Below are 12,066 nucleotides of genomic sequence, written 5' to 3'. Positions count from 1 at the left end.
AGTTCCTCCGATGATGAAGGTTGAAATCCAATTGATTTGTTGAATGTGTGAAGCCATCTCTATGGAGAGTCATTTCCTCAACTGCTTATTCCCTTCATCCAGCAGCTTCTGAGCCTCTTTCTCGTATCCGGCCAAGGCATCTTTAGCTGTCATTTTCCCATTATTCAACATCGCCTGTTGAAAATAGTTGAACCACACTTTACGGATTTGTTGGTAATTCGGTATAGCAGCAGGATTGTTAATAGCTTGTTCCGGCATTGCCGCCCACTCTTTGCCTTGTGAATCTGTAACAAGAGCTTGCAATGATTTTCTCGATGGGAGCTTGGAATACTTTTGATAAATGAGTTTGTTCACAATCTCAGACTTACCGCTTGAGAACCATAGCGCAAATTTTGCCGCTTCTTTCTCCTTCACTTTATCCTCTTGCTTCTTTACCGCAATCCCTGATCCGTTAACGAACAGCTTGCTTTTTGAACCGTCGTCTGTTGGATAGTAGGCATTCATGAACTCGAATTTCTTAGGAATTATACCGTCGTTAATCTCCCTGCGTAAATCTCCTCTGTCGTTCATCATAATGCCTACTTTTCCTTGCTTGAATAACTCATACAGATTAGGAATTTTATTGCCTGCTGCCCCAGGAACAGCATAGGGTGAGGAGGACAGTTGAATCAACCCTTCCAATTTTTTTACATTACCCGGCGAGTTGTAAGTAATTTTGGTGTAATCCTTATTCGTATATTCATCCCCATCGCTATATATATAACCGTCAACGAACTTGTCATAAGCTACATCACCTGCTACCATTCCCAAACCGTATACCCCGTTTCCAAGCTTACCGACCGCTTCTACAGCTTTGGCAAAAGAGTCTCTTGACCACGTTTTTGTCTTTGAATCAGGAAGCAGATGCTCAGCGCCTGCCTTGATAAACAAATCCTTGTTGATTAGCAGCACTTCACTTCGGATTTCCATCAGTATCATAGCCATCTTTCCGTCAATGGTCATTAAATCCTTGGCACTGTTCATATAGTCCGACAAATTGTAGTCTTCTGTAATATAGGCATCTAATTCGGTGGTAACACCACGGGTGAACAGGGGGACCAAGCGGTTAACAGCGTCAACATACAAGTCAGGGAACGATCCTGAAGCAATAGCAACGTTTAGCTTTTCATCCAATCCTGTAGTTGGTACAGAGCTAAAGTTTATAGTAACGTGAGGGGCAACTTTCTTATACTCCGCTAACACCTGTTGAAATTCCTCTTCCTCCACGAGTCCCAACGAAGCACTGCTCCACCACTCTAGCGTTACAGCAGTTGAGCCCGTACCTTCTTCTTTTCGGGGAACTGTTGTACTGCTATCTGTGGAACAACCGCTGAACATAATACAGAGGATCAAACTGATCATGAGTACGGTTCTTCCTTTCCTCCATGTTGACCCGAGCATGAGTTAACCCTCCTTTGCATCCCCTACATAAGGCGTCTTTAGCGGTCATTTTGAATCCGGGTATTCATTGCATACTCCAAAGCTTCTGACCGTCTCACTCCACTATAAAGAGTAGGACGAATTCCTTCAATAAGATTTTGTTGTTATTCTTATATTGCACACTTGGACTTTTTTGTTTTTCCTTACTGATCGTAGATATACCTGCCTTATTTGATAAACTTCATCTCCGGCGGCTCGGAAACAACCTCAAATAACACAGGCTGCCGCAGCTGCCTGTGTTATTTATTGCCGAACAACTTCTACTGAACACCAATTCCGAAATGATTTATACAATAGGGTTACCCGTCTTCTGCTGAATTCTTAAGACAATTTAATTGTACAACCTCCAACAATTTGTTCCCCCCATAATAGTGATAGGTGATCGCCGTCGGTGACTGGCCCTGCCCCTTCCGGAGCTCCAGTAAATATAATATCACCTTCGCCTAATCCAAAGTGACGCGCTATGAAATCGATAATGATTTGTAAATCAAAAAGCATATGTTGAATGTTACCAAGCTGAACCTGCTCACCGTTTTTTACAAGTGCAAAGTTAACTTTTTTACATGCTTCTACGCCTGGGAATTGCATTAATTCACTCAAGACAGCAGAGTTGGGAAAGCCTTTTGCCATTAGCCACGGGTAGCCTTTTTCCTTCAATTCATTCTGCAGGTCACTCAATGTAAAATCTATCCCTATAGCCAAGCCGTCCACCAGTTCGTCCACCTTAATTCCTGTTTCATATGGCCTACCTATCCGAATGACCAGCTCCGCTTCAAAATAAACGGAACCACATTCCCCGGGAAGGATGATTTCCTGTCCCTTCGCCTCGGTAAGCGCATGAGTAGGCTTAGTGAACACAAGTGGAGATGTAAGAAATTCATTATTTGATTTATTTGCTTGCATGACATAGTTTCTGCCAACACAATAAATGTTTCGAGTGGAGTTCATACTTTAAACCTCATTATTCAATATTCCATTGGCATCCTTTTTGCTTGAGCATCTCGTCCACCCAATCGCGGTTTATAGATCCTCCCGCCTCAAGGGTACTGATAATATCATCTTCTATCTTCTGCGTTTGGCGGACCTTTTCCAATAATGCATCCGCAATTTCCACAGGTACCGCTACTAGACCGTCTTCGTCGCCTATGATGATATCGCCCGGATTGACGGTCATACCACCGATGGAAACCGGCACATTGATTTCACCAGGACCATCCTTATAAGGGCCACGATGCGTAACTCCTCTCGCATAGACCGGAAAGTTCCTTTGGCCAATAGCTCCGGAATCTCTGATAGCCCCATCGATTACAAAGCCTGTAACCCCTTGTTTTTCAGCCAATCGGGTCATAATCTCGCCAATTATGGAATTCGTCAAATCCCCGCCTGCATCTACAACGATCACTTCTCCCGGAAGCGCCATATCAATCGCTTTGTGTGTCAGAAGGTTATCCCCCGGTCTCGTCTTTACAGTCAGTGCCACACCGATCAGCTTTCCTCCGGCGTGATAAGGTCTCAACTGCGAACAGCTGGCAAATAACCGGTTTATATTATCGCTGATATGGGGCGTTACGACATCTTGAAATTGCTCCAGCAGTTGAAGATCGGGAAGCTGACGGCGGGGTTGAATTCTAAATCCGATTTTTTCCATTAAAATGATTTCTCCTTTGAAATACCTGTTATTTTGAATTTCATCTTATAACCTGTTGTTTCTGGTGCCGCTTGTTTGTTTGCTTATTATTGCTGCCTTGTTTTACCCTTTGACAGCTCCCATAGTAATGCCGGAAGTAAAATACTTCTGGAAGAAGAGAAACACAGCCAGTAAAGGAATAGCGCCAAGTGTAGCTCCCGCCATCAAACGCCCGAAATTGGCTGCCGCTTCCTCTTGCAGTCCTGCTACGCCTAGAGGCAAGGTCTTCATTTCCACAGAAGTAATGACAATAAGCTGCCACATATAATCGTTCCAGACATAAACAAAAGCGAAGATTGATAATGCCCCTAGAGCAGGCTTAATGATGGGCAGTAATATGGAATGGAACAGCCTGAGCGGACCGCAGCCGTCTATCTCAGCAGCATCAAACAAGTCCGCCGGGATGGTGCTTATAAATTGCTTCATTAGAAAAACAGCAAACGGCCAAGCCAGCGCGGGCAGGATAATGCCCAAATACGTGTTAAACAAATAATATTCCTTCATCATCATGAACAACGGCAGGAGCAGCGCTTCCTTTGGAATCGTCATGAAGGCAATAACAATCCAAAACAGTATCTTAACTCCCGGAAACTTCTTCTTTGCAAGCGGATATCCGGCCAACGCCGAGAAGTAAACGATGATAGCTGCTGCTATGCTGGAAGTAAACAAACTGTTGAAAAACCAGCGAATGATCTTTGTTTCCTTAAACAAGTGCTCATAATTGCTTAAAGTCAGGTTTTCCGGGATTAAACTGACGGTTATTCCCGTATTGTTAGGTTTAAATGATGTCAACACACCGAAATACAACGGTACCAGACTCAGTATGGCAAGCAATAATACAAGCACAACGAACGACTTTTGAATAATCCCTTGTTGCGACGGTTGAGTTTTATCCATGAGATCTCCCTTAATACTCGATGTCAGTTGACAAAAATTTGTACTGAATGATGGCAATTGCTGTTACCAAAAAGACGAGCACAGCCCCTACTGCTGACGCAATGCCATATTGGCCAAAAACAAATGCCTTTTCATAAAGCAGATAAGCCAACGTTTGGGTTGAGTTTCCGGGTCCTCCGGCCGTCATAATTTTGATTAAGACAAACACATTAAAAACTTGAATCGTCCCGGTTATGACCAGATAGAGTGTCGTCGGTTTCAGCAAGGGAAGGGTTACATTGTAAAATTGCTGCAGGACGTTGGCACCGTCAATTTTGGCCGCTTCATAAAAAGTTTCAGGTATATTGCCAAGTGAAGCCAAATATAAAATGACCGGTTTTCCAAGTACGAACGTAAACAGAACTATAATGATCGCAAGAAACGCATATTGGGGATCTCCCAACCAGGTAACAGGGGATAAACCAACCGTTTTTAATATTTGATTGGCTAGTCCGACCACCGGATTAAAGATGAAGCCCCAGACCAAAGTCAGAGATACGCTTGATACAACCAAAGGTAAATAAAATGATCCTCTGACAAACGTTTTCACCCATTGTGAGCTGCGGTATACAGCAACAGAAATGAATAACGCGGTAAAAATACTTGCAGGCACGATGATCAGAACCAGAACAAACGTATTTTTTAAAGCAATCCAAAATACATCTTCTCCGAATAAATACGCGAAGTTTTTGAAACCGACAAATGTTTTGGGAGAGCCAATATTAAATTCAAATACGGAATAATACAGCCCCTGTAACGCCGGAACGATCAAGAACAGGAACAACAATATATACATCGGAGCCAAAAACAAATAATTAATCCGGTTTTTATATATCTCTCGATAGAGCGGTATCATGATGTGAAAATCTCCTTTCTGAAACAGAGCACAAAATCCAGACTCCAGACAATTACTTTTTCAATTCCTTGTTTCCTTCGTCCAGCAGCTTCTGCACTTCTTTCTCATATCCGGCCAGAGCATCTTTAGCTGTCATTTTGCCATTGTTCAGCATTGCCTGTTGAAAGTAGTTGAACCATGCTTTACGGATCTGCATGTAATTCGGCATGCCTACGGGATTGACGATAGTTTTTACCGGCATATCCAACCACACCTTGCCTTGTTCATCTGCAATAAAACCTTCTAATGATTTTCTTGAAGGAAGCTTCGAATATTTCTGGTAAAGCAGTTTGTTCACAATCTCAGGCTTACCGCTGGAGAACCACATTGCGAATTTGGCAGCTTCCTTTTCTTTCACTTTGTCCGATTGTTTCTTCACCACAATCCCGGACCCTGTAGCAGCCAGCTTGCTTTGGGAGCCGTCATCTGTCGGGAAATGGGCGTTCATGTAATTGATTTTGTTCGTAATTGTACCTTCATTGATCTCTCTGCGGTAATCCCCTCTGTCGTTCATGATTACGGCTACTTTTCCTTTCTTGAATAACTCATACATATCCGTAACCTTAGTGCCGGATGCGCCGGGAACGGCATACGGGGAAGTAGCCAGCTGAACCAACCATTCCAACTTTTTGACATTGCCCGGTGTGTTGTAAGTAACCTTAGTGAAATCCTTATTCGTATATTCATCGCCGTCACTATAAATATAACCGTCCAGAAATTTGTCGTTAGCAAGATCGCTTGCTACCATGCCCATACCGTACACACCGTTTCCAAGCTTACCGATTGCTTCTACAGCCTTGGCGAAATTGTCTCTCGTCCACGTTCTTGTCTTAGGGTCCGGAAGCAAATTCTCAACGCCTGCCTTGACGAACAAATCTTTGTTGACCAGCAGCACTTCACTCCGGACTTCCATCAGGAACATGGCCAGCTTTCCATTGATCACCATGATATCTTTGGCGCTTTTAACATAATCGGATACCTTATAGTCATCTGTAATATACGAATCTAGCTCAGTGGTAACCCCCCTATTGTAAAGAGGTACCAAGCGGTTAACCGCATCAACATACAAGTCAGGAAACGAGCCTGAGGCAATCGCTACGTTCATCTTCTCATCCAGCCCTGTAGTCGGTACTGCGTTATAATTAATGGTTACGTGAGGAGCGACTTTCTTATACTCGGCCAGTATTTGCTTGAACTCATCCTCCTGCGAGAGCCCTAAGGAAGCACTGCTCCACCACTCCAGCGTCACAGGAGTATCCTTCGTGCCTTCTTCTTTTTTCGGTGCTGTTGTGCTGCCTGCGGAGCACCCGCTTAACATGATAATGAATACCATACAAAGTATAAAAATATTTCTTCGCTTATTACGTGTCGAACCGAACATTGGTTGACCTCCTCTTAGTTAAGTAAATCGTTTTGTTTTGGGCTTTTCGAATCGGCTTCGTTATCAATTGTTCCCTCCTTTCCTCACTCACTATAGGGAGCCGGTCAATTTCCGGCAATTAGATTTTGTTGTTTTTTAACCATTGCACACTAGGATTTTCTTGGTTTTCTTGAAAGCTGTAAGTATATATAGAGTTAAATGCGTTTTTTAAAAGCAAAGAGCCGTCCCTTAGTCTTTACAGACTAGTGGGACAGCCCTCTTCACATTCAAGTGACTCTTTATTTCACAGTCACTTTAGCTTCCGCATAAAGAGACGTCAGTGGATTAGTGGCGCGGATCACCGCACTGCCTGCCGCCAAGGCACGAAGATGCCCTTGAGCATCAATGACGGCCACATTGCTATTCGTGCTGCTCCAAACGACCGTTTGATCCGTTGCATCATTCGGAGCAATCCAGACCGAAAACGCGTGTGTACCCCCCACTTGTAATTCAAGCGCTGCGCTGTCCAGACTTATACCTGTGGCAGGAATCAGCTCGAACTTGGCCGCATCCGCCCGAAGCGGTCTGTCATGGGCAGAACTCGCATCCACCACGGTGATGTAGCTGTTCGAACCTTGAGGTAAGTCGTAAAGGCCAAGCACCTGCCATGAGCCCTGTAAAGTAAAGGGGTCCATAAGCTTGGAATCATACTTAGCTCCATCGATGTATACCGAGTATTCGACTGTTTTCGTCGTATACACTGGAGTCGCCGGCGTTCCCGGCAAATAGACTGATACCCTGTAACGACCTGGCTGTGAGACGGTTGGCGTCCAGCTGGCTGACGCTCCCGTCGGATTCGTAATCGCTCTCGAAATGCCTCCGTCGTAACCTTTGAGAACTGTAGAGGTTACCCATTTATTCGTAGCCGTACCCAGAGTGCCGTTAACTTCCGTGTAGCCTCCGTTGGCACCATAGCTGTTATAAATCGTGACCGGTTGAATGACAGGAATCAAACCAACCCGAACTGTCGCTTCCGCATAAAGGGAGGTCAGCGGATTGGTAGCGCGAATGAGGGCTGTCCCCACTCCCGTAGCATTCACTCGCCCCTGATCATCTACCGCCACAATCTGACTGTCCGAGCTGCTCCAGATCAGCCGCCGGTCCGTCGCTTCCACCGGAGCTAACGCAGCCGTGAAGGAATACGATTGCCCGATACCCAGGTCAAGCGTAGCTTTGTTCAAGCTAATTCCCGTGGCCGGAATCAATTCAAACTTGGCCACGTCCGCTCGAAGCGGCCGTTTCGTAGGTTCACTGCTGCTATCCTCGACAACCACGTAATTGTTGATGCCTCTTGGTAAATCATATAGGCCCAACTCTACCCATTTGCCTTGATTATCCGATTGGTTGACTGTCTTCAGATCGGTTTTAATCCCGTTCAAATAAATGGAGTAGGAAGCGCTCCGGGTAGTGTTGGCAGGAGAGCTTGAATTGCCGGGCACATAAACCGTAACGCGGTAGCGGCCTGGAACATTGATAGTCGGCGTCCACTTCGCCGATGCTCCGGTCGGATCTGTAATAGCCCTTGACCCGCCACCATCATACCCTTTGGATACGGATGAAGTCACCCACTTGTTCGTAGCGGTCCCTAGCGTCCCATTCACTTCCGTGTAACCGCCGTTAACCGTATAGCCGTGATATAAAGCAATAGGGCCTGTTGGCTTAGGTATAATATCTTCTATTGCAGATAAGGCGCCTTTGACATATACGGGATCTTTCGTAAGCTGCACTTGTACAGCCCCATTAACCGGCATGAGGATGCGGCTATTTCCCATCATATCCGTCACCTCGATACCACTCGTGGTGTGAAGCTTGAGCTCTGCGCCAACCGGGGAGTACATCACCCTCATATCTTCGTTTCCTTTACTGAATTTATGGACATAAACCAATCCGGGAGAAATCTCCTCGGTTTGCTGGAATTGTGCGCCCGACAATAGACGTGTCATTGCAGCATAAGCAGCAAAGGATGGCTTCGGGACGTAAGCTCCTAATACATCATCCGGATTTCGGATCAATCCAAACGTACCCTCAAATTCATTGGGAACCGTCGTTTTATTTTGCAGATTATATATATTGATCTTCTGGATATCATTGGCCAGCGCCGTGACTATTCTTCTGACTGTGTAATTCGCCTGCACGATTTCATCAAAATTGAAGTTAGTAAACCCCGTTTCGGAGAGATTCATTGGGATCGTTTGGTTGTTGTTATATGCTTTCATTATTCTTTTGTGCCTATTGATATCTTTGACGATCTCTTCGGGGTTCCTCGTATAGGAATGGAACGAATACTCATCCATGTAATTTAACGCACCCTTTTGATAGAGCGCTTCCAAAAAAGAGTCTGAACCCAGCTCACCGAATACGAATCCGGTAATTTTCACATTCGGAAAAGCGGGATGCAGCTGCTCATAGGATGTTTTTAACAAATTAAAGTAAAAATCAGCTTTTTCTGCCTCCGTGGTCAACCCCTTCCCAAATGAAGGAATATCCGGTTCGTTCCAAATTTCCACCTGACCGATCTGGGGATATCTGCCTAACACTTGCTTCCCATATTCAGCAAAAGCCATTCTCGCGTCGGAACTGACAGGAACCAGCCCTCCATCATATAAATTATTGTACAGTGCAAGTGTAAGGTAAGGCTTCAGATTATTAGTAGCCACACGATTCATGAAATTATCGTGAAACGATTTAAAGCTATAAACCCCTTTAGCCGAATCCTCTATATCCTCCCATCTTAAGGAATCCCTTACGTACTTTACCCCCAACTTGGCGGCGATAGGCAAGAGAGCTGCTGAATCTTGAGCAATAATGTCCGTCCGGGCGGCATGCGTCTGAACAGAAAACTTCGAATCTTCAAACTGACTCAGATCAAAATTAGAAACGACCGCAAACGTTGTTTCCCCTTGCTTGCTATAACAACTCCATTTAGTTTGGCTGAGATAACCAGCTTAAACCAGCCGTATCTTTGGGGGCTCACCGTCAAAGTAGTCTCCCCGTTCATCACCGTCTGGCTGCCGCTTGAAACCGCATTTCCCCAATAATCATAATAAATCCAATCGATTTCATCACCATCGGTGGCAATTCCAAAGCTTTTGGCATCTGTTTCATAAAAAATGTTTCCTGTAACCGTTTGCAGGATTTGCAAAGAAGCAGCGTGGGCTTTATTCCCACCTGAAATAAAATCCGCACCTGCAAAAACGATCAGCATGCTTGCTGCCATGAGCATGGTCAGCATTTTTTTCAGCTTGCAATTTGACATGACTCTCTTCCCTTTCCTTATTTGTTATCGATATTGCAGTCTACACCTAAGGTGCAAAAAAGAAATCACCTCCTTTCGTAACCCAATCGCGATATCTGTTTAATGCAAAATAGCACCATGAGCCAGCAGATCATTTTGCAGCGCTGTCACTGAAAGCTCTCCAGGGGCTAATCGAAGCTTCACGGAAAGCGCCGCTGCCGTCCCCGCCGCTTCACCCAATGCAATAGAAATGGACATCACCCGAAGGGAGCTGAACGCCTCGTGGGTCGCGGAGATGCATCTGCCAGCAACAAGCAGGTTCGACACTTTATTCGGCAGCAAGCAGCGATACGGAATATCGTAGGATGTACCCTTGTTCAGATGGACGATATGGGTTCCATTCCCCTGCGGATCATGAATATCGATCATATAATGGGCCTGAGCTACGACATCGTCGAATTGCTTCAAGCCGAGTACATCCTGCTCTGTAAGTGTATAAGCTCCTTTGATCCGGCGGCTTTCCCTAACTCCCGCTTGACAGGCTACACGCTGCAGATAGCTGTCTTTAAAGCCCGGCATACAATCTCTGAAAAACCGCAGCGCCTCTTCGACCTGATACCTTCCTTCGATCTCGGCGCGCGTCAAATCCTCCACATTGGTTCCGTTAACCTGCTGAATACGGGCCATGTTCAAATAAACCACATCCGGCCTGCCCGGGAGCATCCAGCCGATGGCAATATCCTTGCGCGGGACATTGAATAAGTAGCCTTCCGATTTGGCCTTGGTGACCCTCTCCTCCTGACTCTCGAAGATCATATGGTTCATTCCGCTAATATGACGATTGAACGGCGCTCCCTCGATGGGTTCTACCTCTTTAACCAAATGGTCAGCGTCTACACCGCCCAAAGCGAACATTAACGATACCGGCTGCATGAGTCCATCGCGGGGTCTTCCGATTTCATATGAAACGCCCGCACGAGCGCTGACATCCCCATCTCCCGTTGCATCGACGAACGTTTTGGCGCGAATGGCCTGACGGCCGGATTTGCTTTCCACAATGATAGCCTCCAGTCGGTCTCCCTGCATCACTACGTCCGTTACCAGCGTGTGCAGCCGCAGCTCGACACCTGCATCTATCAATGTTTTCATATAATAAAATGCCAAAGCATCAGGGTCGAACGGCTCGTAATTATCCGTCTTCAGCAGCGCTCCCTTAAGGTACAACGCCTCCCTTAACTGCTGATAGATCCCGCCGATGATCAATCTCTCTCCGTCATGGAATCCGCTGGCAAAGCCTGCAACCAGACTATTCGTGCCAACGCCTCCAAGAAATCCGTAACGTTCGATTAATAACGTGGTGGCCCCGCTTCTTGCTGAAGCCAATGCAGCCGCAAAGCCAGAAGGCCCTCCACCTGCTACGACCACATCCACCTCACGGACAACCTCGATTTGATGCTGCGGAAATAAAATATTCATACTGTTCCTCTCCTTCTATTGGAATTGGATATTAAATGCGTTCAACCCTTTAAGCCCGTATTAGCAATCCCCTCAACAAACCATTTTTGAAAAAAAGCGACCACCGCAATTAAAGGGATCAAAGCGGAGACGGAAGCAGCCATCATCAACGTATAATCAGTTCCATTTTCATCAACAAAATTAGTAAGTCCGATAGGCAATGTGTAGAGGTCCTTGTCACGAAGAAATATCAGCGGATTCTCATAATCATTCCAATGCCAAGTGAAGGTTAGGATCAGCAAAGCAACCATCGCCGGTTTAGCCAAAGGCAGGCAGATCTGCCAATACATCCTCCAATATCCTGCACCGTCCACCTTGGCTGCCTCCAGAAGCTCGCTGGGAATCGTAATAAAAAACTGGCGCATCAAAAACGTTCCGAACACCGTAAACATGCCGGGCAAAATAATGGACAGATGCGTATTGACCAAGCCCAGATGATCGAACACAATAAACCGTGGAACCAGCAATACTTGGGAAGGTATGATCATTGTAGCCAGATATAGCAGAAACAACTGCTCTCTGCCTTTAAAATTCAGCTTAGCGAATGCAAAGCCCGCCAAAGAGCTGGTGATCAGCGATCCCGCCACAGTCAGGAGAGTAATCTTCGCCGTATTCCAGTAATACAAAAGAAATTGGTATTTACCGCCCCACACGGTCGTATAGTTATCCATGTTCCAGCTGCGCGGAACCCATTCAATCGGATATTTGAAAATATCCGCCGGAATTTTGAAGGATGCCGATAGCATCCATAGAAAGGGCGAGACAATCCCAACAGCCAGAACCAGCATCCCTATAGTGACACCGAGCTTTGTAATTTTCTGAACAACCGTCTTTTGCTTCCTAAGCACCGTTCTGTCGGGTATCGTTGCTAATTTGCCGCTTATTTCACTCATTATGAT

At 45.7% G+C, this 12,066-nt stretch carries 10 protein-coding genes; all 10 read right to left on the bottom strand.

Annotated features, from left to right (window positions below; genetic code table 11):
- Positions 1–69: 69 nt before the first annotated feature.
- On the bottom strand, positions 70–1,440 hold the full coding sequence (locus ACFQ0C_RS31380) for an ABC transporter substrate-binding protein (protein WP_379372742.1): 1,371 nt from the start codon (positions 1,438–1,440) through the stop codon (positions 70–72).
- Positions 1,441–1,800: 360 nt separating this feature from the next.
- Positions 1,801–2,427, bottom strand: coding sequence for a fumarylacetoacetate hydrolase family protein (locus tag ACFQ0C_RS31375; protein ID WP_379372740.1), 627 nt, complete (start codon positions 2,425–2,427; stop codon positions 1,801–1,803).
- A 13-nt stretch (positions 2,428–2,440) separates the two neighbouring features.
- Entirely contained in the window at positions 2,441–3,127 is a 687-nt protein-coding gene (locus ACFQ0C_RS31370; protein WP_379372738.1) for an RraA family protein, read from the bottom strand.
- 102 nt (positions 3,128–3,229) lie between these two features.
- On the bottom strand, positions 3,230–4,063 hold the full coding sequence (locus ACFQ0C_RS31365; RefSeq protein WP_258211631.1) for a carbohydrate ABC transporter permease: 834 nt from the start codon (positions 4,061–4,063) through the stop codon (positions 3,230–3,232).
- A gap of 10 nt (positions 4,064–4,073) precedes the next feature.
- Entirely contained in the window at positions 4,074–4,958 is an 885-nt protein-coding gene (locus ACFQ0C_RS31360) for a carbohydrate ABC transporter permease (RefSeq protein ID WP_379372735.1), read from the bottom strand.
- A 52-nt stretch (positions 4,959–5,010) separates the two neighbouring features.
- Positions 5,011–6,378: an ABC transporter substrate-binding protein gene (locus ACFQ0C_RS31355; protein ID WP_379372733.1), complete on the bottom strand. Its 1,368-nt coding sequence runs from the start codon at positions 6,376–6,378 to the stop codon at positions 5,011–5,013.
- 278 nt (positions 6,379–6,656) lie between these two features.
- Complete coding sequence (locus ACFQ0C_RS31350; protein WP_379372731.1) at positions 6,657–9,083, bottom strand: golvesin C-terminal-like domain-containing protein; 2,427 nt, start codon at positions 9,081–9,083, stop codon at positions 6,657–6,659.
- 194 nt (positions 9,084–9,277) lie between these two features.
- A complete protein-coding gene (locus ACFQ0C_RS31345) occupies positions 9,278–9,673 on the bottom strand; it encodes a hypothetical protein (RefSeq protein ID WP_379372729.1) in 396 nt (131 codons plus the stop codon).
- A 99-nt stretch (positions 9,674–9,772) separates the two neighbouring features.
- Entirely contained in the window at positions 9,773–11,128 is a 1,356-nt protein-coding gene (locus ACFQ0C_RS31340; RefSeq protein ID WP_379372727.1) for an FAD-dependent oxidoreductase, read from the bottom strand.
- A gap of 41 nt (positions 11,129–11,169) precedes the next feature.
- On the bottom strand, positions 11,170–12,060 hold the full coding sequence (locus ACFQ0C_RS31335; RefSeq protein ID WP_379372725.1) for a carbohydrate ABC transporter permease: 891 nt from the start codon (positions 12,058–12,060) through the stop codon (positions 11,170–11,172).
- Between the last annotated feature and the right edge of the window lie 6 nt (positions 12,061–12,066).

The sequence above is a fragment of the Paenibacillus sp. GCM10027630 genome (genome assembly GCF_042676305.1).
In the GTDB taxonomy this organism is placed as follows: domain Bacteria; phylum Bacillota; class Bacilli; order Paenibacillales; family NBRC-103111; genus Paenibacillus_S.
Note: the sequence above shows the minus strand (reverse complement) of the source record. Positions and strands in the feature narration are given on the sequence as shown.

Bases quoted from the DNA above. Each gene is read 5' to 3' on its own strand.
- ACFQ0C_RS31380 (WP_379372742.1), bottom strand. From the start codon at position 1,440: ATGCTCGGGTCAACATGGAGGAAAGGAAGAACCGTACTCATGATCAGT.
- ACFQ0C_RS31375 (WP_379372740.1), bottom strand. From the start codon at position 2,427: ATGAACTCCACTCGAAACATTTATTGTGTTGGCAGAAACTATGTCATG.
- ACFQ0C_RS31370 (WP_379372738.1), bottom strand. From the start codon at position 3,127: ATGGAAAAAATCGGATTTAGAATTCAACCCCGCCGTCAGCTTCCCGAT.
- ACFQ0C_RS31365 (WP_258211631.1), bottom strand. From the start codon at position 4,063: ATGGATAAAACTCAACCGTCGCAACAAGGGATTATTCAAAAGTCGTTC.
- ACFQ0C_RS31360 (WP_379372735.1), bottom strand. From the start codon at position 4,958: ATGATACCGCTCTATCGAGAGATATATAAAAACCGGATTAATTATTTG.
- ACFQ0C_RS31355 (WP_379372733.1), bottom strand. From the start codon at position 6,378: ATGTTCGGTTCGACACGTAATAAGCGAAGAAATATTTTTATACTTTGT.
- ACFQ0C_RS31350 (WP_379372731.1), bottom strand. From the start codon at position 9,083: ATGAATCGTGTGGCTACTAATAATCTGAAGCCTTACCTTACACTTGCA.
- ACFQ0C_RS31345 (WP_379372729.1), bottom strand. From the start codon at position 9,673: ATGTCAAATTGCAAGCTGAAAAAAATGCTGACCATGCTCATGGCAGCA.
- ACFQ0C_RS31340 (WP_379372727.1), bottom strand. From the start codon at position 11,128: ATGAATATTTTATTTCCGCAGCATCAAATCGAGGTTGTCCGTGAGGTG.
- ACFQ0C_RS31335 (WP_379372725.1), bottom strand. From the start codon at position 12,060: ATGAGTGAAATAAGCGGCAAATTAGCAACGATACCCGACAGAACGGTG.